Source organism: Kribbella sp. NPDC026596, from assembly GCF_040638415.1.
In the GTDB taxonomy this organism is placed as follows: Bacteria; Actinomycetota; Actinomycetes; order Propionibacteriales; family Kribbellaceae; genus Kribbella.
Genome location: NZ_JBEZYF010000006.1, coordinates 187,867 through 207,938, shown reverse-complemented (window position 1 = coordinate 207,938; position 20,072 = coordinate 187,867). Strand labels below are relative to the sequence as shown.

Below are 20,072 nucleotides of genomic sequence, written 5' to 3'. Positions count from 1 at the left end.
TCCAACTCGGGGGTTAACCCCTCACCTGGAGGGTTGCCCACTGAGAATCTGAGGTGGCAACCCTCCAACTCGGGGGTTAACCCCTCAGTTGGAGGGTTGTGCGAGGGGTTGGGTCCGGGGGTGGTCACTCGGGTGGGGGAGGCTTGGGCGGGCTCTCGGGACCTAGGGTTTCGGCATGGACATCGTTGTTGCCGGGTTGTTCAGTATCGCCGTCTTCATGACGATCTTCGTGCCGTTCTCGCAGCGGTTGCTCGGGGTGCGGTTCGGGCTGGTGCGGCTGGCGCTGGGGGCCGCGCTGACGCTCACGGTGTTCAGTCCGATCGCCAACGCACTGGTCGGCAAGCTGCCCTTCGAGGGCTCCAATGCCGCCGCGGTCGCGTTTCTGGCGTTGACGGCGGTCTGCTCGATGCTGGCCGGGCTCGTCTTCCTGGTGCTGTCCGAGGCCCTGGTACCGACCGGGTCGTTGCCCCGGGCCCGGGATCTGCGGCGGGACCTGAGCGGCCGGATCGCGCGCACGAAGCGGTACCTGCAGATCCTCCGGATTGCGATCCGGCACGGCCTCGGCCCGTACCTGCGCGGCCGCCGTCGCCCCGGCCGGGAGAACGCCGCCGGCCAGGCCGAGCTGGCCCGCTCGCTCCGGCTCGCCCTCGACGAGGCCGGCGTCACGTTCGTCAAGCTCGGCCAGGTCCTGTCCACCCGCGGCGACATCATCCCCGCCTCGGTCGCCACCGAGCTCAGCCGCCTGCAGGACCAGGTCTCCCCCGCCCCGTGGCCGGGCATCGAGCAGGTCCTCACCGAGGAGCTCGGCGCATCCCCACACCACCTGTACGCCGACTTCGACATCGAGCCACTCGCCTCCGCGAGTGTCGCGCAGGTCTACACGGCCCGCCTGCCCCACGGTCCGCGCGTCGTGGTGAAGGTCCAGCGTCCCGGCATCGCGACCGTCGTCGAACGCGACCTGGACATCGTCTCCCGGCTCGCCCGCCTGCTCGAACGGAACACCGACTGGGGCCGCTCGATGGGCGTCCGCTCGCTGGCCGGCGGGTTCGCCGACGCGATCCGCGAGGAGCTCGACTTCACCGTCGAGGCCGGCAACATGACCGCAGTCGCGGCCGGCCGATCCGTTGCCGCCAGCAATGACCTGGTGGTGCCCGAGCTGTACCCGGAGCAGTCCACCCGCCGAGTGCTGACCATGCAGCGACTGGACGGCATCGGCCTGGGCAACGCTGCCCAGGCGATCACCGAGCGCGGCCTGGACGCCGCCCACCTCGGCCGGGCGCTGTTCGACTGCCTGCTCGGTCAGGTCGCCATCGACGGCGTCTTCCACGCCGACCCGCACCCCGGCAACTTCCTCCTGCTGGCCGACGGCCGGATCGGCATGCTCGACCTCGGCTCGGTCGGCCGGCTCGACCCGGCCACCCGCGAGGCGCTGCAGCGCTTCCTGCTCGCGATCGACCACGGCGATCCGGTCGCCGCGACCGACGCCCTGCTGGAGATCGTCTACCGTCCCGATGTCATCGACGAGCGTGCGCTCGAGCGTTCCGTCGGCCAGTTCATGACCCGGCACCTCGCCGCGGGCGTGACGCTCGGGCCGGCGATGTTCAACGACCTGTTCACGATCATCACGTCGCACGATCTCGGCGTACCGCCGGAAGTGGCCGCGGTGTTCCGCGCGCTGGCGACGATCGAGGGCACGATCTCGGGGATCTCCCCCGGCTTCGATCTGGTCGCGGCGTCCCGCCAGTTCGCCGCGGCCCATGTCACCGACCGCCTCGCTCCCGACGCCATCCGCCGTACGGCGACCGAGGAACTGGTGACGTTGTTGCCGATGCTGCGCCGGCTGCCGCGGCGGATCGACCGGATCGCGGCCGCGGCGGAGAGCGGGCGGCTCGGCCTGAACGTCCGGCTGTTCGCGGACGAACGCGATCGCCGGCACTTCACCGGCCTGCTGCACCAGGCATTGCTGGCGGTTCTCGGCGCGACCGCGGGCATCATGGCCGTCCTGCTACTCGGTACGCCGGGCGGCCCCAGCGTCACCGAGTCGATGAGCCTGTTCCAACTGTTCGGCTACAACCTGCTGGTGATCTCCGCGGTCCTGGTCCTCCGCGTCCTGGTCCTGGTCTTCCGCCTCCCCGACCACAGATCGTCTTGACTTCAACCCAACTTGAACTTCGACGATAGCGGGCATGACTTCCACCACGCCTGTCGACGCCCCTCGCCAACGGCTGTTCAGCGGGCCGCATGTGCCGCTCGTGCTCGGCGTGATCGGCCTCGTCACCCTCGGCGCGTTCGAGAACAGAGCGGTTGGTACGGCGCTGCCGACGATGGTGCGCGAGTTCGACGCGCTGGGCAGCTTCGGGCTGGCCAACGCGGCCCCGAGCGCGAGCTACCTCATCTCGCTCGCGATCGCCGGCCTGTGGTCCGATCGGCACGGGCCGATCCCGACCCTGCGCGCGGGCGCGATCGCGTTCGCCCTTGCCCAGTTGCTGGTCGGGACCGCGACGGCGATGCCGATGGTCGTCGCCGGTCGACTGCTCAGCGGCTTCGCGGAAGGCCTGCTCGACGTCTCGCTGATGGTGCTGGTCGCCCGCGCACTGCCCGCCGTACTGCGGCCGCGGATGTTCTCGTTGTTCGCCGCGATGTGGATCCTGCCGTCGGTGCTCGGTCCGGTGCTGACCGGTGTGGTGACCGAGCAGTTCGGCTGGCGCTGGGTGTTCCTCGGCGCGGTCGTCCTGCTGGTGCCGAGCTGGATGCTGCTCGGACCGGCGATGCGTCAGTCGCTCAACACTCCGGCGCCCGAGCGGAGTGCCGAGGACGCGGCTGAATTGGAAGCCTGGCGGGCCGCGCTGCCCTGGGCGTTCGCGGCGTCGGTCGCGCTGTTCTCGATGACGCTGGCCGGTGATCAGCTCGAGGCCCATCGGGTGCTCGCCGGCGTCGCGATTCCCGTGGCGGTGGTGATCCTCGGGCTGGCCGCCGTACGAGTCATGCCGAAGGGGATGTTCGTAGCGCGTCGCGGCTTCCCGGCCGTGGTCGCCGTCCGCGCGCTCGGTGGAGCGGCGTTCGGTGGGGTGGGCGCGTACCTGCCGCTGTTGCTCACGTTGCAGCATCACTTCAGTGCGTCGCGGGCCGGTGTGACGTTGTCGATCACCGGCGTGAGTTGGGCGCTCGGGTCGTGGCTGCAGGGACGGGATCACGGGATCGAGCGCGGCAACGTACTGCGGGCCGGGCTCGCGTTCATGACTGGTGGTCTGGTGATCACCTCGCTGCTCGCGTGGACGGATGCGACGACGTGGTTCGGATTGATCGGCTGGTCGTTCGCCGGCATCGGGATGGGACTGAGCTCGTCGAGCCTGTCGGTCTTGACCCTGGATCTGTCCGACCGCAACAACTCCGGCCGCAACAGCAGCGCCGGCCAGATGGCCGCCACCATGAGCATCGCGACCGCCTTGGCCGTGAGCGGGACCCTGCTCGCCCTGAACGCATCCGACCCGCAACCGTGGGTCTTCGGATCGATCATCACCACCGGCGCCGCACTCGCGCTCGTCGGACTACTCGCCGCCGGCCGAGTGCGGCGGCAGCCCGATCAGCTTGGGGTCTAGAGTGACCCCCATGGCTGAGCTGCTGACCGACGACCAGATCGATCTTGCGATCCGTGACCACCTGCCGGAGTGGAAGGTCGTGGAGAGCGAGCTGGTCCGCAGCGTCAAGGCGGCCACCTTCCTGGACGGCATCCGACTGGTCGCCACGGTCGCCCAGCTGGCCGAGTCGATGAACCACCACCCGGACATCGACATCCGCTACACCACGATCACCTTCCGGGTGAGCAGCCACGAGGCCGGCGGCGTCACCGAGGACGACCTCATCCTGGCCCGCCACATCGACACCGCGGCAGGCTGACCCCGCCCGGTTGGCCCTCGCCCGGTTGGCCACAGTACGTCATGGCGGTTGTCTGCCAGCGCAAGTGCTGGCAGACAAGCATGATCGGCCCGTAGATCTTGGGGCATGCCCTCACGCCGCCTCGCCGCCCTCGCTGCCACCGCCGCCGTCCTGCTCGCGCTCGTCCCCACACCCGCCCGCGCGTCGAGTCCGGGCTGGTTCTGGAACCAGCCACACTGCGACACCGTGTACGGCGATGGCTCGGTGACGATCACCGAGACCGACGGCGCGACGCTCGCACCGACGACCGGCAAGCTCCAGCCGGTCACCTATGCGAAGGTTGCCGCGCTGGAGGAACCGAACACGCTGATCACGATCGGCAGGCAGTCGATCCAGCGCTTCAGTGACGCGGGCTGCAGTTGGCAACTGCTCGACAAGGCACCCGACGATCTGAGTACGTACGACGTGGAGCCGGGCCCGGGCGACACGGCGTACATCTACTCCGTGAACGACCAGCCGATCCACCGGGTCAAGGGAAGCCGCGTCACCACCGTCCAGGGACCGGTCGCCGGCGGCGGTCTCGCCGCGCTCGCTGCTCGCCCCGGCCGGCTGCGGGTCGTCGCGGGCGACAGCCAGGTGTACGACTCGACCGACGACGGCGTGAGCTGGCAGCGCAGCGGCGTACCGGCGGCTCGTGATCTCTTCATGTACGACGCTGTCGTGGACTCGCGGAACCCGGACCACATCGTCATCGGCGTGATGTCGGACGGCGTCTACGTGACGTACGACGGCGGCCGCACGTGGACCCGATCGCGGCCGGTCGAACGGGTGAACGCGTTCAGCCTGGCGATCTCGCCGGCCGACCCGTCGAAAGTCTGGCTGGAGGGGTACGACCGGGATCGGTCGACCCGGTTCATCTGGGAGTCGAGCGACGGCGGGCTGAAGTTCCGCGAGGTGCTGGACCAGAGCCGCGCCGACCTGATCAACGGCAACCGGATGTGGGCCAGCCCGGCCGACCCGGATCTGCTGTATTTCAGCTACGGCACGTCGTTCGCGAACTTCGGCGCCGACCTCTACCGCTTCCGTCCGTCCACCGGCGAGCTCACGAAGAACCACAACCGCAACGACGGCATCCCGTCGCTCGCCTTCAACCCGTCCGACCCGAAGATCCTGTACCTCGGACTGGCCGAGGAACGCTGACTGAAACGTAAGTCTCTGGCGCTGCCGGATCGGTTACCGTTGGCGAGTGACAACTGCTGACGAGTACCGCCTGCTGGGCTTCGCCGATGCCGACCGGGAGGCGGCGGAGGCATTCAGCCCCGATCAGGCGATCGTGAAGGACCTGGCCGACCAGATCCGGGCCGAGATCGGGAAGCTCGGCCGTGAGCCGCAGCTGCGGATGCCGGAGGACGGGCGCAACTCGGTGCAGGCGTTCCTCGACACCGTGCCGGACATCCGCAGGTTCCACACCGAGCGCGGGATCCCGGACGAGATCAGCTGGGCCAGCCTGGCGGACCTCGGGCAGCAGCTGAAGGTGAGTCGCCGGACGCACGGCGAGTACAGCCTGGAGACGCACTGGTGGCTGACGATCGCGTGGACCGGGCACATCTACGCGCTCGGCCGGCTGCAGTTCCTGCTGCACCAGGTCCCGGCGGACAAGCCGGTGCCGGGGACCGAGCCCGGTGAGTGGATCATCGGCGTCCACATCCCGGAGACCGGCCCGCTGACGCCTGAGGCGGTCGACGACAGCTTCGCGCAGGCCCGCGAGTTCTTCCCGCGGTACTTCCCCGAGTATCCGGTGAAGACCGCGAACCTGTGGTCCTGGCTGATCGATCCCTACCTGCTCGACAACCTCCCGCAGGACTCGAACATGGTCCGGTTCGGCCGCCGCTTCACGCCGTACGGGACGCCGACCGACAGCCAGGACGGCGCCATCTTCTTCACCTTCCGCACCCACGGCACCGACCACCTGGACGAGCTTCCGCAGGACACCAGGCTGCAGCGGCTCGTCGTCGGGAGGATCAAGGACGGCGGCACCTGGCAGAGCGCGTACGGGTACCTGCGCCTCTAGGCGGGCTGGTTCCGCCCGGTCGGCCCGCCGTACTTCGCGAGCCAGCTGACGAGCTCCATGTTGCTCACACAGCGGACGTCAGGTTGGGTGCAGGTTTCTTCGACGAAGGTGGTCAGGGCGTCGGAGTAGACGCTGTTGTTCCACCGGTTGAAGTGGTTGCCGAGGAACAGCGGCGGGTTGCCGCTCGCCCGGGACTTGGCCAGCGCCTGGCGGTAGGTCGCGAGTACCTGCGCCTTCAGCGCGGGCACTTGGGCGACCGGCGCGGTCCTCGCGCCGGTCTGGCTGAACCACAGGTTGTAGTCCATCGTCAGCGTCTTCTTGCTGGATCCCGCGAGGGTGACCGACTGCAGCGGGAAGTTCCACAGGCCGTCGACCTTCTTCGGCCAGGCGATGTAGCCGGGCTCGGAGGCGTCGTACAGCATGCCGCGCTGGACCATCGCCTGCCGGTACGCCGGTCGGTTGCCCTCGAGACACGGCGTCCGCAGCCCCTTGACCGTCGCCGGGTCGAACGGCGGCGCGACCGTCTTGCCGGCAGCCAAGGTCGGCCCGGTCCGCACCATCTGGTCGAACGCGCTCAGCTCGGCGGTCCACTGCGCCGTCGTCCACCGGCCGATGCCGGTCGTACCGCAGAAGTGCCCGTTCGCATGGGTGCCGATCTCGTGCCCCTCGGCGATCGCCTGCCGGAGCACCGTCGTACGCCCGAGCACGTTGCTCACATCACCCCAGCCGATGTCGGAGGCTCCGGGCTGGTGGAACGGCGGTTTGTAGTCGGTGCGATGGTCGCCGGGGTACAGGTACGGGCCGGAGAGGAAGAACGTCATCCGCGCGTTGACCTGCCGAGCCACGGCGCGCCAGCGGGCCCAGAGTGCGAGATCACCGGCGCCGTCGAACGAGACGACGACGAACAGCGGTGGCTTGCCACTCGGCAACCGACCCGGGAACGCACGGGTCACCGGAGCCGCGACGAGAAGCTTCGCCGTGGGAGTGGGAGTTGGTTTTGGAGTTGGGCTCCGGGTGGGGCGGTGTGACGCGGATTTGGTCGGCTTGGTGCTCGGGCTGGGAGCTCCTTCGAGGGGTACGTCGGCGCACCCGGCGAGCAGCGCCGCCACCACGAGCGCGACGCCCACGAGGTTCACCCCAGGCCTCACCACGTCCCTACTGACGCATGAGGGCCTGCTCAGGGTGGTTCGGGACACGCAGCCGGGCGGAAACCCGGGGGTGGATCGTTACGCGGCTGTGATCTTGGCAGCCCGGCGCTTCACGGCGATCCGGCGGGACGTCTCGACCACCAGGCCGATCACCGCCGCCAGGCTCAGGCTGAACGCGAGCGCCTTCAGCGAGTCGTGCGCGAACGCATCACCGCCGACGTAACCGAGCAGCGCGACGTACGTGTAGGCGACGGTCACGCCCGCGAAGGTGAAGACGATGAACTTCTTGAACGAGTACCGGGTCGCGCCCGCGGTCAGCGTCGCGACCATCCGGGCACCGGGGATGTAGCGGACCGTCATCAGGATCAGCCCGCCGCGGGAGTGCAACGCGGCGGACACCTTGTCGTACATCGCTTGCCGGCGCTCCTGCCGCTTCATCCAGCGGTGCAGTGCCGGGCCGGAACCGCGGCCCATGAAGTAGCACACGGACTCGCCGATGACGGAGCCGAGCATCGCGACCACGATCACCAGCAGCAGGTTCTGGTGTCCGGCGGCAGCGGCCATCCCCGCGGTCACGACCATGCCCTCGCTCGGGATCACCGGGAAAACGGCGTCGACAGCGGCGGCCGCGAACAGGATGAGCAGCAGCCAGTGCGAGGCCATAGCTATGCCCAGCAGGTGTCGCGAGACCTCCATCAACTCCGTCACCCGAAGAAGGATGCCATCTCTTGCCAAAACCGCCGCAATCCCACCGTTGTGATTCAGCCGTGGTTCATCGGATGTTCAGGGTGGACCGCAGGGTGTGGTCAGAGCAGTACGGGCAGTTCGCGGATGGCGTTCATCAGTAGACCCGGCGTCCGATCCGGGTCCCGGTCCGGCTCGGCCAGCCGGAGGCCGGGGAAGCGCTCGAACAGCATGCCGAGCGCGATCCGGCCTTCGAGCCGGGCCAGCGGAGCGCCGAGGCAGTGGTGGATCCCGTGCCCGAAGGCGAGGTGCGCGTTCTCTGTCCGGGTGATGTCCAACTCGTTCGGCCGATCGGTCCGGCGCGGGTCCCGGTTGGCCGGCAGCAGCGCGAACACGATCACCTCGCCGGCCCCGATCCGTTCGCCGGCGATCTCGATCGGCGCCTGGGCGATGTAGGGGATCGCGGCTTGGAGCGGGCCGTCGTACCGCAGCAACTCCTCGACGGCGGCCGGGAGCCGGCTCGGCTCGGCCTTCAGCAGCGCGAGCTGGTCGGGGTGCCGCAACAGCGCGTGTACGCCGTTGGCGATCAGGCTGACCGTAGTCTCGTGACCGGCGGCCAGCAGCAGGAAGATCATCGAGGTGAGCTCGTCCTCGCTGAGACGGTCGCCGCCGTCACGCGCCGCGATCAGGCCGGACAGCAGGTCGTCGGCCGGCGCGGTGCGCTTCTCCTCGATCAGGTCGTGCACGAAGCCGAGCATCAGCGTGGTCGCCTCGACGTACTCCTCGGCGGTGTGCATGGTCGCGTTCACGAACACCGACGACCACCGGCGGAAGTCCTCGCGGCGGACCGGCGGGATCCCGATCAGCTCACAGATCACAGTGATCGGAAGCGGGTAGGCGTAGGCGTTCACCAGGTCGGCACGATCTCCCCCGGCGGCCATCTCATCCAGCAGGCCGGCGGCGATCTCGCGGATCCGCGGCTCCAGCGCCTCGATCCGGCGGCGGGTGAAGGCGGCCGTGACCAGCTTGCGCAGGCGGGTGTGGTCGGGCGGGTTGGCGCCGAGCATGTGCCGCTCGGTGCGGTTGATCAGCTGGTCCTCGACCGTGTCGCGATGCGGCCCGTCCATCGGCGACCGGACCACATCCGGGTGGGCGAGCAGCTCGCGGGTCTCGGCGTACCCGGTGACGAGCCAGACCGGGACGCCGGTGAACAGTGTCAGGTACTGCACCGGCCCGTTGGCCGCGAGGTCCTCGAAGCCCCAATGCCGGGCGATCCCACTGGTTTCGGTGAACGGCTGCCTCATGTTCGCCAGCCTAGGTGCGTGGCCAGTTCAGACCGCGAGTGGATGCCGAGCTTCGCGTAGACCTTGCGGAGGTGGTACTCGACGGTCTTCGGGCTGAGGAACAGCCTGGCCGCAGCCTCCCGGATGCTCTGTCCGTCGGCGAGCAGCACCGCGATCTGCCGCTCCTGCGGGGTCAGCTCGTCCACAGTGCTCGGTACCCTGCGCCGTGCGGTCTCGCCTGTCGCCTTCAGCTCCGCTGCGGCCTGATCCGCCCAGCCGGCCGCGCCCAACGCGTCAAAGGCCTCGACCGCCTGCCGAAGCTGCGTACGCGCGTCCACACGCCGCCGCACGCGGCGCAGCCAGGCTCCGTACGCCAATCGCGTCCGGGCCAGCTCGAACACGTCGAGAGTCTCCGCGTGCCAACCCAGTGCGCTCTCGAACTCCGCCTCGCTCTCCCCGACCAAGCCACGGGCCCTCGCGGCCCGCGCGAGTGACCATGGTTGCCCCTTCGCCTCCGCGAGTACGGCGTGCTCCCGGGCCACCTGCTCCGCCTCGTCGGACCGGCCCAGCCGCAGGTACACCTCGACCAACTCCGGTGCTGGCGACAGGTCCGCGTCCTTGAGCCCGTTGGTGGCCAGTACCTCGGCCAGCCGCTCATAGTGCGGTAGCGCTAGCGCTGGATCGCCACGACCCAACTCCAGGTCTCCCAGCGCGAACAGCGACCAGACTGTCCCCAGGTGAATCTGTCGCTCGGTGCAGATCCGCAGTGCCTCGGCGGCGAGGGTCTGACAGTCCGCGCGTCCCTGGTGTGCGGACAGCCACGCCTGTCCGGCCAGATTCATCACCAGTTCGGTCGTCTGACCGGTCTCCCGGGACAGCCGGATCCCTTCGTCGTACGACGTCGCCGCGTCGGCCCAGCGGTCGGTCGTGGCATCGTCGCGGGCCAGGAGGAACAGCAGCCCAGGCAGAGTGCCGAGCGCGACCTCCTCCCGTCGCTCCAGCATGGCGTGCTGCAGCAGCGCCCGACCAGCGCCGTTCTCCCGCAGGAACAAGGCGGCGATCACCATCCACACCTGTCGGCGGCGGTTCCGGTCCAGCTCGTCCGACGGCGCCAGTGCGACCGCCGTACGGATCTGGTCCGTACCGCGTTGTCCGCCCAGGACCTTGGCGACGCCGCTGGCCAGCATGCCGATGATGCGCGGACCTTGCCGTTCGACAGCGGGCTGCAGTCGATCGATGGTGTGAGCCACCTCTAGAGCCGCAGCGGTGTCGCATAGCCGGAAGCAGGCCCCGACCGCGTCGGCGAGCAGCACGGTGGCCACGTCCGGGTCCGCACATTCCGCGGCGGCCGCCAGCAGGATGTCGCGGGCCCGGGCCGGTGATCCGCACTTGACCTCGATGTCAGCGCGGAGTTCTTCCGCACCGATCCGGACCGAGAGCGGCGGGTCCAGCGACAACGCATCGTCGAGCAGAACGTCGGCCCGGTCCGCGAGTCCGGCAGACCAGGCCGCCTCGCCGGCCGCGACCAGTCTCAGCGCGCGGTCCAGCAGTCCTTCGCTGAGGCGAGCGGCGCGCTCGTACGCAGTTGCTGCGACGGCGTGCGCGCCACGATCGGCCGCACGCTCCGCGGCGACAACCAGTCCGGCGGCAACGTCGTCGTCCGGACCCAGCACCGCCTCGGACAGGTGCCATGCGCGTCTGTCCTCGTCCGGCGTGATCTGAGCCACAGCCCGGTGCACAGTACGACGTTCAGCCGGCCCGGCACTCGCATAGATCGCCGAACGGACCAGTGGATGCCGGAACTGCACCTCACCCTCACGGATGGCCACCAGTCCGACCGCCTCGGCTTCCTCGAGCGCTGCGACCTGTACGTCGAGCACCTCGCACGCCCTGGACACCGCCCTGAGTTCGCAGTCGTCGATCGCGGCCACGAGCAGCGCGGTCCGCGCATCCGGGCTGAGCCGGTTTGCCCTTGCGGTAAAGGCTTCCGCGAGCAGTGCGGGGACAGGGAGCGGAACGTCGGGTGGCATGCGGTGGAGCTCGTCCGGATCGTCGGCGAGCTCCAGCAAGGCCAGCGGATTGCCCGCGAACGTGTGGTGCAGTCGTTCGACCAGCTCACCCGGGAGGTGCCGAACGATCTGGCGCGCGGCGTCCAGCGGCAGTCCGGAGAGCTGGAGCGTCGGAAGATCCGCATCGGCCAACGGATGCGGCTCGTTAGCCCGTGCGGCGATGAGCAACACGATCGGATCCGCTACCAGGCGCCGAGCCGCGAACAACAGGGCTTCTGCGGACGGACGATCGAGCAGATGCGCGTCGTCGACGACGATTGCGAGGGGCGCCTCTTCGGCATAGCGGCAGATCAGGCTGAGGGTGGCCGCACCGACGGCGAAGCGATCCGCCGGGGTGGCCGGTCCGAGTGCCAGTGCGGAGGCTAGTGCTGCCTGTTGCGGTCCAGGGATGCGGTCGAGGCTGTCGAGTGCGGGACGCAGCAGTTGGAGCAGGGCGCCGAAGGGGAGCTCTTGCTCGGCTTCGGTACCACGCGCTCGCAGGACCCGGAGTCCGCCGGCCAGAGCGGCGGCCTGGTCGAGGAGTGCGGTCTTACCGATGCCGGCTTCGCCGGTGACGAGCAGTACGCCGGCGGCACCGACCCGCGCCCCCGCGACCAACTGCTCGATCATCCGGCACTCGGCCTCCCGCCCGATGAGCATGTCTCGCAGTGTGCACCAGGTGCCCCACCTGATGCGACGGACGAGCAGCCCTACCTAGGTTCGGCGTACAACCTAAGGGGGAGTAAGCAAATGACTGTTGCAATCGACGCCGACAAGCTGATGGGCCTGGTCTACAGGGCCGTGGACGAGGTGGGGGCGACTCTGAACGCCGCCTTGGTCGTGATGGGCGACCGACTCGGCTACTACCAGGCTCTCGCCGACCTCGGCCCGCTCACACCGGGTGAACTGGCCGAAACGACCAGCACCAGCGAGCACTACACCCGGGAGTGGCTCAATGCCCAAGCTGCGGGCGGCTTCGTCGAGTACGACCCGGACTCCGGCCGCTTTACGCTGCCACCCGAGCAGACCGTGGCGCTGACCGACCCGACCAGTCCGGCGTACCTGCCGGGCTTCTTCCAGATCGCCCTGGGAACGGTGCAGCACACCACGCAGACGATCGACGCGGCCCGCAGCGGCGCCGGGACCGGATGGCACGAACACACCTCCGACGTCCATGTCGGCTGCGAGCGGTTCTTCCGGCCGTCGTACAACGCGAATCTGCTGACCAGTTGGCTGCCCGCACTCGACGGTGTGGTGGCGAAACTGGAGCGCGGCGCCACGGTGGCCGACATCGGCTGTGGGCACGGCGCGTCCACGATCCTGATGGCCGAGGCGTTCCCGCGGTCGACGTTCATCGGCTCCGACTACCACCAGGAGTCCATCGAGACCGCCCGGCTGCGGGCGGCTGAGGTGGGCCTGGGCGAGCGGGTGAGCTTCGAGGTCGCACCATCCACGGGCTTCAGTGGCTCCGGCTACGACCTGGTGACGACATTCGACGCGCTGCACGACATGGGTGACCCGGTCGGCGCGGCCCGGCACGTACGGGAGTCGCTGGCGCCGGACGGCACCTGGATGCTGGTCGAGCCGATGGCCGGCGATCGTGTCGAGGACAACCTCAATCCGGTCGGCCGCGCGTACTACGGCTTCTCCACCCTGCTGTGTACGCCGTCCTCGCTCTCACAACCGGTCGGCCTGGCACTGGGCACCCAAGCCGGCCCGGCCCGGATCCGGGACGTCACCACGGCGGCGGGCTTCAGCCGCTTCCGCACGGTCGCCCAGACACCGTTCAACCTGGTGTTCGAAGTCCGCCCTTGACAAGAGACTTAACCAATTGGTGAAGTATTGCGTGTGCTGACGACGACCTTCGGGGCGCTCGCGGACCCGACTCGGCTGGCCATCGTGAGCCGGCTGAGCCGGGGCGCCGCGACCATGGGCGAGCTCGCCGAGCCGCACCGGATCACCCTGCCGGCGATGACCAAACACGTCGGCGTGCTGGTCGACGCCGGGCTGGTGACGCGGCGGAAGGTCGGCCGGACCGTGGTGTGCACGATCCGGCCGGAGGCGTTCTCCGAGGTCGAGCAGTGGCTCGGCGACCTCACGTCGTACTGGAACAGCACCGTGGACCGGTTGGAAGAACTCTTGCGAGGGGACGGGCATGGACACTGAGGTACGCATCGAACGGGTGCTGCCGGCAACCATCGGACAGGTGTACGACGCCTGGACCCGGGCCGAGCTGCTCACCCGGTGGTATTGCCCGAACCCGGCCTGGGAGCTGAAGGTCAGCGCCGATGTCCGGGTCGGCGGTGACTACGTCGTCGAGATGGGACCGCACGTGGTTCGGGGGACCTATCTCGAGGCCGAGCGGCCGCGCCGGCTGGCGTTCAGCTGGAAGTGGGACGGCACCGAGGACGAGCCGACCCGGGTCGAGGTCGAGCTGTCCGAGGTCGCGGACGGCACCCGCATGCTCCTCACCCACACCGGCTTCGCGACCGCCGAGGACGCCGCCAACCACGGTCTCGGCTGGGAGCCGGAGCTGGGCCGGCTGGCCAACCTGCTCACCGCCCTGTCAGCCGACCGGGGCTGAGCGCCTCCCCCGGCGTACAAAAGGTCGAGCCCCGGGCGGTAACCCGGGGCTGGGTCGTGTCGGGACCACCAGACACGACCCTTGGCGGATGGATGGACAGTGGTGGCTGACTTCAGCTGCCGGACTTGCGCCGGAACTGGCGCTTCTGCTTGTCGTTGTGCGCCTCGCCGACACCCTCGCGGCGCGTCCCGGACCCCGGGTGCGCGCTGTGATGGGCGTTCTTCTTCTCGAGCGCTTCACGGAACTTCTTCTGCAGATCGTCCGCCGGCTCGCTGGACTTGTCGCTCATACCGTCTCCTTCACAAACCGTCAGGCGTACGGACCCCACGCTAACCGAGGGTCCGGACAGACCGCGACCGGAATACCGTCACCTCACCCCGCAACGTATCTCATCCTGGGGATAACCCCGGCGGCCAAGGTCTGACGCCTGTAGGTTCTTGGACGAGGAAAGGGGACTGGGGATGCTGGTCAGTGGTGAGGCGATGCTCGGGATCGCGCTGGTCGAGCTGGGCCTGGTGATCGTGCCGGGACCGAACATGATCTACCTGGTGTCGCGGTCCATCGCGCAGGGCCGCCGGGCCGGGCTGATCTCGCTGGCCGGCGTGGGGATCGGCTTTCTCGTGTACCTGCTCGCGGCGAGCGTCGGCCTGGCCACGCTGTTCGCGCTGGTCCCGGAGATCTACCTGACGCTGAAGCTCGCCGGTGCCGCCTACCTGCTCTGGCTCGCCTGGAACGCGCTGCGCCCCGGCGGGAGCTCGGTCTTCGCAACACAGGAGCTCGAGCCCGACCGCCCGCGGAAGCTGTTCGGCATGGGCCTGCTCACCTGCTTGCTGAACCCGAAGATCGCGATCCTCTACATCTCACTGCTGCCGCAGTTCCTCGACCCGGGCCGCGGTCACGTCGGCGCGCAGAGCCTGATCCTCGGCCTGATCCAGCTCGCGGTCGGCGTCGCGATGAATGCGGTCTTCGTCATCACCGCCGGGTCGATCGCTGTCTTCCTCGCTCGCCGTCCGACCTGGATGCGCATCCACCGCTACCTCACCGGCACCGCCCTGGCCGTCTTCGCCATCCGCCTCGCCACCGACCGAGCCCGCCCCTTGGCCACCCACTGAGCCTTGCAGTGCCGGGCTAAATCGTGTGCGGCGGGCTGGGGCGCGCCTGGATACTGCTGGGCGTGGCGATGCATGCTGGACAGCTGGATGTGACGACCGACCTGGTAGAAGGGCTACTTCGGCGGCAGTTCCCGGAGTGGAGTACGTCGGCGATCCGCGCGGTGCCGTCACACGGGACGGTCAATGCGCTGTTCCGGATCGGCGATCACCTGGTCGGGCGGTTCCCGATCCTGCCCGCCGACCCGGTCGTCATCCGCAAGGAGCTCGAGGACGAGGCTGACGCCGCGCGCCGGCTGCGCGCGATCTCGCCGTACCCGACGCCGGAACCGATCGCGATCGGCGAACCCGGCGAGAGCTACCCGCTGCCCTGGGCCGTCTACAGCTGGCTCGACGGCAGGATCGCGTACGACGCGGATGTCGCCGGATCGACCGCGTTCGCCGAGGACCTCGCGCGTTTCGTACTCGCATTGCGGGCGGCGCCGACCGAGGGCCGGGTATTCACCGGCACCTGGCGGGGCGGCGTACTGACGTCCCAGGACGAGTACGTCGCCGATGGGCTGGAGCGCAGTCGCGGCATGATCGACGTGGACGCGCTCGCCCGGCTCTGGGCCGACCTGCGCAACACCGCACGCACCGAGCCGGACGTCTGGACACATCGCGACCTGATGCCGGGCAACCTGCTCGTCGCCGACGGTCGCCTGGCCGGGGTCATCGATGTGGGCACGTTCACCGTCTCCGACCCCGCCATGGATCTCCAGCCGGCCTGGAACCTTCTGGACGCGCGCGCCCGCTCGGCGTTCCGCGCCGCGCTCGGCAGCGACGACGACGAGTGGCGCCGCGGCATGGGCTGGTCGTTCGCTCAGGCCATCGGCTGCCTCTGGTACTACGTCGAGACCAACCCGGTCATGTCCCGCACCGCCCACCACACGCTGACGGCGCTGCTCACTGCCGCGTAGCCACGAACACGAACTCCTTCCCCGGCCGATCCGGCGCGTCCCGCACCTCATCGACCACGAACCCGACCAGCGACTGCTCCACCTCATCCCGTTCCCGGAAGCGCAGCGTCGAGTCAGAGGTGAGTACGGCGCCATCGGACGCGAAGACGTAGGTGCCGCGGAAGGACACGAACGGCAACTCCACACTGGTCACCTCGCCCCAGTTCTCCACCGTGTCGCCGCCCTCGAGCGGCATCACCTGATGCGTGTTTTCGCGAGTCCACTCCTGCCACTCCTCCCACGCCCGCTGCGCCGGATCCCGCGTCTCGAACACGAACCGCCCGCCGGGCTTCAGAGCTTTGTGTACGCCGGCCACCGTCGCCGACCACTCCTCATCGGTCAGGAACACCTGCGCCACGTTCCCCGTCATCACCGCGAGATCGACCTGCAGCGGCGGCAAGGTCGTCGCGTCACCGTGGATCCACCGCACCCGGTCCGCGAATTCCTTGCCTCGAGCAACCTCCAGCGACGCCTCGGCGGGATCGACCCCGACGACCTCGACGTCCTGCCGCGCCAGCAGGCAGGCAAGCTCACCGGTCCCGCAGCCCACATCCAAGACCTGCCGCGCACCGAACTCCGCCACCATCGCGGCGTAATGCTCCAGATCCCCCCGACCCGCCTCCAGCACGTCATAGACCGCCGCCAACCGACGTACCCCGAACAAAGCATCAACCATCCCGCGACGCTAGCCCGTCCACCCGCTCAACGGCGACCGCATTTCGTGGTCGGGCTGCACGCGAGCCCGTCAGGACGTGGCGCCGGTGTAGCGGCGGAGGCCGGCTCGCCATGCGAGGGTTGCCAGGGCGGCAGCACCCAACGCGGCCGCCACCCCGCCCGCCAGCACGCCAACCTGTGGACCGCGCAGCAAAGCGACTGTCGGGACCGACGCGATCAGCGCCATCGGGAACACATACGTCAGCACCACCCGAATCGGCCGCGCGAAGACATCCGTCGGATACCGCCCGAGCTGCCACGCCGAGTGATAGAACACATCGAGCTGCAACTTCGGCGCCCAGAACGCCAGGCAAGCCAGCAACACGCTCAGCACCCACGTCACCACCAGCGCAGCCACGACCAGCACCACCCAACTCACCACCCCACCCGGCCCGGGCAAGTCATCGACCGCTCCGATCCCCCATCCGAGTACCCCGAGCCCCAGCGCGCACTCGATCAGCGCCAACGGCGACGACAGCGACAGACTCGCCAGGAACAGACTCGATGCCGGCTGCAACAAATACCCGTCGAGCTTGCCGTTGCGGATCCCGTTCTCCGGGAACCAGGAGAGATTCGGATCGATGAAGGTCCCGCGCAGCCCCGTGATCAGCTGATACGTACCGATCAGCACCAGGAACTCGCCTTTCGACCACCCCGCCAACGTGTCGGCCCGGGTGAACACGATCAGTACGGCGGCCACCGCCGTACCGAGACCGGTGAACGCGAGCAACACATCGAAGACCAGATTGATCCGAAAGGCGACACTCCGCCGCAGTGACATCGAGAAGCCCGCACCCAGCAGGCGAAGCAGCTTCACGATCCCACCGCCGTATAGCGCCGTACGCCGGCTCGCCAGACAGCACCGACGATGACCACGAACACCACCACCCAGACGAGCTGATATCCGAGTGCCGAGGCCAGCGATCCGGCGTACGGCGTACTGGACGCGATCTCGGCCGGCAGTCCGTTCATGCCGTAGAACGGGGACAGTTCCGCGATCCGGCGCCAGAGGTCCGGCAGCACGGTGATCGGCGCCGCCGTACCACCGAACAGGAAGATCAACTGACTGCCGAAGCCGACCACCGCATGTACGCGATCGGTCCAGAACGCGGCCATGGACAGAAGGAATGTCCACAAGAAGACGAGCACCGCGGCGAGCGCGACGCACGGGAGGCTCAGCGCCACCGATCGCCAGTCGAAGCCGACTCGGAGCGAGATGCCGGTCAACAAAACGATGGGTGCGCCGAGGAGGGTCAGCCAGCCGCGGACGGCGAGATTCTCGCCGAGTACGCCGATCACCACCGGCTGCGGTCGCAGGAGTTCGTGGCTGAGCGTGCCGTCGTAGATCTTTCCGGAGAACGTGTGCTGCTCGAACGACTCGGTCATCAACGTCACGAGCATGACGGCCACGTAGTAGCGCGCGATCGCCGGATCGTCCGGGTAGACCGCCGACCAGATGAACAACCCGATCAACGGCGCGACGACCGCCTGGACGACGAGCGTCAGCAGGAACCACCAGGCGCCCGACCACTCCAGCACCTGTTGTCGGATACGAAACCCGAGCAACTGTGCGGTCCTCATCGCAGGCCCTCCCGGTACGCCCGGTCGATGACCTTCTCCAGCGGCGGTTCCTCCACCGACAGATCGACGACCTCGAGTGCCTGCAGCAGTCGCCCGGTCGTCTGCGCGACCTCGTCGCGCCGGACCCGGAGCACCCACTGTCCCTCGGCGGACTCGACCACTTCGCCGTACTCCTCGAGGGAGCCGCTGTCACCACGCGCCGCGATCCGGATCAGCTTGTACGGCGACAGTCGTGCAGACAGTTCCGCGAGCGGTCCGTCGTACTCGACGCAACCTTTGTCGATCAGGATCAGCCGCGGGCACAACGACGCGACATCGGCCATGTAGTGGCTCGTCAGCAACACCGTCGCGCCGGTCTGCCGCACGTAGTCGGCGACGAACTCGCGGATCTGACTGCCCGCGGTGACATCGAGCCCGATGGTCGGTTCGTCGAGGAACAGCACCTCCGGGCGATAGATCAGCGCCATCGCCAACCCGATGCGCATCCGCTCGCCGAGGCTCAGCGCCCGCAGTTGCCGCTCGAGCAGCGGACCCAACTTCAGGAGCGCTTCCAGTTCGGCGAGCGTACGGCGGAAGTCCGGGCGCGGTACGTCGTACAACAAGCGCTGGTACTCGAGTGAGTCCATCACCGTCAGTTCCTGCGAACCGCCGACCGGCTGACTGCCCCGGACGAACGCGATCCGTTTGAGGAAGCCGGCCCGACGCTGCCACGGAACGGACTCCAGGACGCGAACCCGGCCGCCGGTCGGGTGCAGGATCCCGGACAGGATCTTCATCGTGGTCGTCTTGCCGGCACCGTTCGGGCCGATGAAGCCGACGACCTCACCTGGCTCGATCGCGAACGTCACCTGATCGAGTGCCTGCACCTCGCGGTACTCACGCCGGACGAGGGAACCGAGCGCCGCCCGCAGACCGCCTTGGCGGACCGGGGCGCGATAGGACATGGTCAATTCGTCGACCTCGACAACAGTCATGCGCCGACCGTAGGAAGAAAACACGCCAGCTGATGGCTTGTTTTCCTGCCATAGTCGATCCATGCGCGCCGAACGGCTCCTCCGACTGCTGCTGCACCTGCAGACTCGCGGTCAGTCGACGGTGGACCAGCTCGCGCACGCCCTGGAGGTTTCGCCGCGAACCGTCCAGCGCGACCTCGACGCACTCAGCCTGGCCGGCGTCCCGGTCTACTCGATCCGCGGGCGCGGCGGCGGCTGGGCTCTCCTCCCCGATTACCGCAGCCGCCTCACCGGGCTGACGCCGTCCGAGGTGATGTCGGTCTTCGTCGGCGCGACCGCCCACGTGCTGGCCGATCTAGGGCTCGATGCGTCGAGCGATCAGGCCGTGGCGAAGCTGATCGCCTCGCTTCCCGAGGGCACCCGACGAGAGGCCGAGTACGCACGCCAACGACTCCTGATCGACCACGCCGGCTGGGACGACCGCCGCGAGGCACCCCGCTGGCTCGACCTGTGCCGGCAAGCAGTCTGGGAGGAACGCCGAATCTCCATCACCTACGCCGACCGGACCGACGCCTTCACGGTCGCGCCCCTCGGCCTGGTAGCCAAAGCCCGCACCTGGTACCTGGTCGCCGCCCGCCCCGACAACCAGCTCCGCACCTACCGCCTGGGCCGCCTGACCTCAGCAACTCTCACCAACGAGCCCTTCACCAGACCGCCCGCCTTCGACCTCGCCACCTACTGGGCCGCCTCCCAACGCGAGTTCCGCGCCAGCCGCCCGTCGTACCCCATCGTCCTCCGAGTCCGCGACCACGCCATCCGCCGCTTCCGCCCCACCGCCCCCATGCTCCCCACCGGAGAAGAAGGCTGGTGGATCATCCACACCGACCTGGAGAACATCCACGAAGCCTGCGCCGCCGTACTCGCCCAGGCAGGCAACGCAGAAGTCATCGCCCCACCCGAACTAACAGACCTGGTCCGAGACGCCGCCTGGACCATCTTCGAAGCAACTACACGCTGAACCGG

20 protein-coding genes are annotated in these 20,072 nt (G+C 68.8%); 11 read left to right on the top strand and 9 right to left on the bottom strand.

What is annotated here, in order from left to right; all coding sequences use genetic code 11:
* Nucleotides 1–175 precede the first annotated feature (175 nt).
* From AB0E63_RS07450 to AB0E63_RS07430, 5 genes are all read left to right on the top strand, one after another.
* Complete coding sequence (locus AB0E63_RS07450) at nucleotides 176–2,152, top strand: AarF/UbiB family protein (protein ID WP_360362828.1); 1,977 nt, start codon at nucleotides 176–178, stop codon at nucleotides 2,150–2,152.
* A 34-nt stretch (nucleotides 2,153–2,186) separates the two neighbouring features.
* Entirely contained in the window at nucleotides 2,187–3,599 is a 1,413-nt protein-coding gene (locus AB0E63_RS07445) for an MFS transporter (protein ID WP_360362826.1), read from the top strand.
* A gap of 10 nt (nucleotides 3,600–3,609) precedes the next feature.
* Nucleotides 3,610–3,897, top strand: a complete 288-nt coding sequence (locus AB0E63_RS07440) for a 4a-hydroxytetrahydrobiopterin dehydratase (protein ID WP_360362824.1) — start codon at nucleotides 3,610–3,612, stop codon at nucleotides 3,895–3,897.
* A gap of 105 nt (nucleotides 3,898–4,002) precedes the next feature.
* Complete coding sequence (locus AB0E63_RS07435) at nucleotides 4,003–5,076, top strand: hypothetical protein (RefSeq protein WP_360362822.1); 1,074 nt, start codon at nucleotides 4,003–4,005, stop codon at nucleotides 5,074–5,076.
* Nucleotides 5,077–5,122: 46 nt separating this feature from the next.
* Nucleotides 5,123–5,947, top strand: a complete 825-nt coding sequence (locus tag AB0E63_RS07430; RefSeq protein WP_360362820.1) for an acyltransferase domain-containing protein — start codon at nucleotides 5,123–5,125, stop codon at nucleotides 5,945–5,947.
* Here the strand turns inward: AB0E63_RS07430 and AB0E63_RS07425 are convergent.
* The 4 genes from AB0E63_RS07425 to AB0E63_RS07410 all read right to left on the bottom strand — a co-directional run bounded on the left by AB0E63_RS07425 (nucleotide 5,944) and on the right by AB0E63_RS07410 (nucleotide 11,770).
* Complete coding sequence (locus tag AB0E63_RS07425; protein WP_360362818.1) at nucleotides 5,944–7,083, bottom strand: hypothetical protein; 1,140 nt, start codon at nucleotides 7,081–7,083, stop codon at nucleotides 5,944–5,946. The two genes, AB0E63_RS07430 and AB0E63_RS07425, sit on opposite strands and share 4 nt — an antisense overlap.
* Before the next feature lie 90 nt (nucleotides 7,084–7,173).
* Nucleotides 7,174–7,803: a DedA family protein gene (locus tag AB0E63_RS07420; protein WP_360362816.1), complete on the bottom strand. Its 630-nt coding sequence runs from the start codon at nucleotides 7,801–7,803 to the stop codon at nucleotides 7,174–7,176.
* Nucleotides 7,804–7,901: 98 nt separating this feature from the next.
* Nucleotides 7,902–9,083, bottom strand: coding sequence for a cytochrome P450 (locus AB0E63_RS07415; RefSeq protein WP_360362815.1), 1,182 nt, complete (start codon nucleotides 9,081–9,083; stop codon nucleotides 7,902–7,904).
* Complete coding sequence (locus tag AB0E63_RS07410; RefSeq protein WP_360362813.1) at nucleotides 9,080–11,770, bottom strand: AAA family ATPase; 2,691 nt, start codon at nucleotides 11,768–11,770, stop codon at nucleotides 9,080–9,082. Before AB0E63_RS07410 ends, AB0E63_RS07415 begins: the two co-directional genes overlap by 4 nt.
* A 90-nt stretch (nucleotides 11,771–11,860) precedes the next feature.
* Between AB0E63_RS07410 and AB0E63_RS07405 the strand changes: the two genes are divergently transcribed.
* Genes AB0E63_RS07405 through AB0E63_RS07395 form a run of 3 tightly spaced genes read left to right on the top strand, consistent with a single transcriptional unit; the run spans nucleotide 11,861 to nucleotide 13,694 of the window.
* Nucleotides 11,861–12,925 carry a class I SAM-dependent methyltransferase gene (locus AB0E63_RS07405; RefSeq protein WP_360362811.1) on the top strand — a complete coding sequence of 355 codons (1,065 nt, stop codon included), beginning with the start codon at nucleotides 11,861–11,863 and terminating at the stop codon, nucleotides 12,923–12,925.
* A gap of 33 nt (nucleotides 12,926–12,958) precedes the next feature.
* Nucleotides 12,959–13,276 carry a metalloregulator ArsR/SmtB family transcription factor gene (locus tag AB0E63_RS07400; protein WP_360362809.1) on the top strand — a complete coding sequence of 106 codons (318 nt, stop codon included), beginning with the start codon at nucleotides 12,959–12,961 and terminating at the stop codon, nucleotides 13,274–13,276.
* Entirely contained in the window at nucleotides 13,266–13,694 is a 429-nt protein-coding gene (locus AB0E63_RS07395) for an SRPBCC domain-containing protein (RefSeq protein WP_360362807.1), read from the top strand. Before AB0E63_RS07400 ends, AB0E63_RS07395 begins: the two co-directional genes overlap by 11 nt.
* Before the next feature lie 112 nt (nucleotides 13,695–13,806).
* Here the strand turns inward: AB0E63_RS07395 and AB0E63_RS07390 are convergent, their stop codons facing one another.
* Nucleotides 13,807–13,983, bottom strand: coding sequence for a DUF5302 domain-containing protein (locus AB0E63_RS07390; RefSeq protein WP_360362805.1), 177 nt, complete (start codon nucleotides 13,981–13,983; stop codon nucleotides 13,807–13,809).
* A 172-nt stretch (nucleotides 13,984–14,155) separates the two neighbouring features.
* Here AB0E63_RS07390 and AB0E63_RS07385 point away from each other — a divergent pair, with 172 nt between their 5' ends.
* Both AB0E63_RS07385 and AB0E63_RS07380 read left to right on the top strand, forming a co-directional pair.
* Nucleotides 14,156–14,806, top strand: coding sequence for a LysE family translocator (locus tag AB0E63_RS07385; RefSeq protein ID WP_360362803.1), 651 nt, complete (start codon nucleotides 14,156–14,158; stop codon nucleotides 14,804–14,806).
* Nucleotides 14,807–14,874: 68 nt separating this feature from the next.
* Nucleotides 14,875–15,762 (top strand): aminoglycoside phosphotransferase family protein, encoded by an 888-nt coding sequence (locus AB0E63_RS07380; protein ID WP_360362873.1) that lies wholly within the window; start codon nucleotides 14,875–14,877, stop codon nucleotides 15,760–15,762.
* Here AB0E63_RS07380 and AB0E63_RS07375 read toward each other — a convergent pair.
* From AB0E63_RS07375 to AB0E63_RS07360, 4 genes are all read right to left on the bottom strand, one after another.
* Entirely contained in the window at nucleotides 15,749–16,477 is a 729-nt protein-coding gene (locus tag AB0E63_RS07375; RefSeq protein ID WP_360362801.1) for a class I SAM-dependent methyltransferase, read from the bottom strand. The genes AB0E63_RS07380 and AB0E63_RS07375 overlap by 14 nt on opposite strands.
* Nucleotides 16,478–16,546: 69 nt before the next feature.
* Nucleotides 16,547–17,332, bottom strand: coding sequence for an ABC-2 family transporter protein (locus AB0E63_RS07370; RefSeq protein ID WP_360362799.1), 786 nt, complete (start codon nucleotides 17,330–17,332; stop codon nucleotides 16,547–16,549).
* Nucleotides 17,329–18,096 carry an ABC-2 family transporter protein gene (locus tag AB0E63_RS07365; protein WP_360362797.1) on the bottom strand — a complete coding sequence of 256 codons (768 nt, stop codon included), beginning with the start codon at nucleotides 18,094–18,096 and terminating at the stop codon, nucleotides 17,329–17,331. Before AB0E63_RS07365 ends, AB0E63_RS07370 begins: the two co-directional genes overlap by 4 nt.
* Nucleotides 18,093–19,070 carry an ATP-binding cassette domain-containing protein gene (locus AB0E63_RS07360; RefSeq protein ID WP_360362795.1) on the bottom strand — a complete coding sequence of 326 codons (978 nt, stop codon included), beginning with the start codon at nucleotides 19,068–19,070 and terminating at the stop codon, nucleotides 18,093–18,095. The genes AB0E63_RS07365 and AB0E63_RS07360 overlap by 4 nt, the downstream gene beginning before the upstream one ends.
* A gap of 61 nt (nucleotides 19,071–19,131) precedes the next feature.
* On the opposite strand from AB0E63_RS07360, the gene AB0E63_RS07355 reads away from it, so the two are divergent.
* Nucleotides 19,132–20,067, top strand: a complete 936-nt coding sequence (locus tag AB0E63_RS07355; protein WP_360362793.1) for a WYL domain-containing protein — start codon at nucleotides 19,132–19,134, stop codon at nucleotides 20,065–20,067.
* Nucleotides 20,068–20,072: the final 5 nt, after the last annotated feature.

Bases quoted from the DNA above. Each gene is read 5' to 3' on its own strand.
- AB0E63_RS07410 (WP_360362813.1), bottom strand. From the start codon at position 11,770: ATGCTCATCGGGCGGGAGGCCGAGTGCCGGATGATCGAGCAGTTGGTC.
- AB0E63_RS07360 (WP_360362795.1), bottom strand. From the start codon at position 19,070: ATGACTGTTGTCGAGGTCGACGAATTGACCATGTCCTATCGCGCCCCG.
- AB0E63_RS07405 (WP_360362811.1), top strand. From the start codon at position 11,861: ATGACTGTTGCAATCGACGCCGACAAGCTGATGGGCCTGGTCTACAGG.
- AB0E63_RS07445 (WP_360362826.1), top strand. From the start codon at position 2,187: ATGACTTCCACCACGCCTGTCGACGCCCCTCGCCAACGGCTGTTCAGC.
- AB0E63_RS07435 (WP_360362822.1), top strand. From the start codon at position 4,003: ATGCCCTCACGCCGCCTCGCCGCCCTCGCTGCCACCGCCGCCGTCCTG.
- AB0E63_RS07450 (WP_360362828.1), top strand. From the start codon at position 176: ATGGACATCGTTGTTGCCGGGTTGTTCAGTATCGCCGTCTTCATGACG.
- AB0E63_RS07390 (WP_360362805.1), bottom strand. From the start codon at position 13,983: ATGAGCGACAAGTCCAGCGAGCCGGCGGACGATCTGCAGAAGAAGTTC.
- AB0E63_RS07375 (WP_360362801.1), bottom strand. From the start codon at position 16,477: ATGGTTGATGCTTTGTTCGGGGTACGTCGGTTGGCGGCGGTCTATGAC.
- AB0E63_RS07355 (WP_360362793.1), top strand. From the start codon at position 19,132: ATGCGCGCCGAACGGCTCCTCCGACTGCTGCTGCACCTGCAGACTCGC.
- AB0E63_RS07395 (WP_360362807.1), top strand. From the start codon at position 13,266: ATGGACACTGAGGTACGCATCGAACGGGTGCTGCCGGCAACCATCGGA.
- AB0E63_RS07365 (WP_360362797.1), bottom strand. From the start codon at position 18,096: ATGAGGACCGCACAGTTGCTCGGGTTTCGTATCCGACAACAGGTGCTG.
- AB0E63_RS07380 (WP_360362873.1), top strand. From the start codon at position 14,875: ATGCATGCTGGACAGCTGGATGTGACGACCGACCTGGTAGAAGGGCTA.
- AB0E63_RS07415 (WP_360362815.1), bottom strand. From the start codon at position 9,083: ATGAGGCAGCCGTTCACCGAAACCAGTGGGATCGCCCGGCATTGGGGC.
- AB0E63_RS07440 (WP_360362824.1), top strand. From the start codon at position 3,610: ATGGCTGAGCTGCTGACCGACGACCAGATCGATCTTGCGATCCGTGAC.
- AB0E63_RS07385 (WP_360362803.1), top strand. From the start codon at position 14,156: ATGCTGGTCAGTGGTGAGGCGATGCTCGGGATCGCGCTGGTCGAGCTG.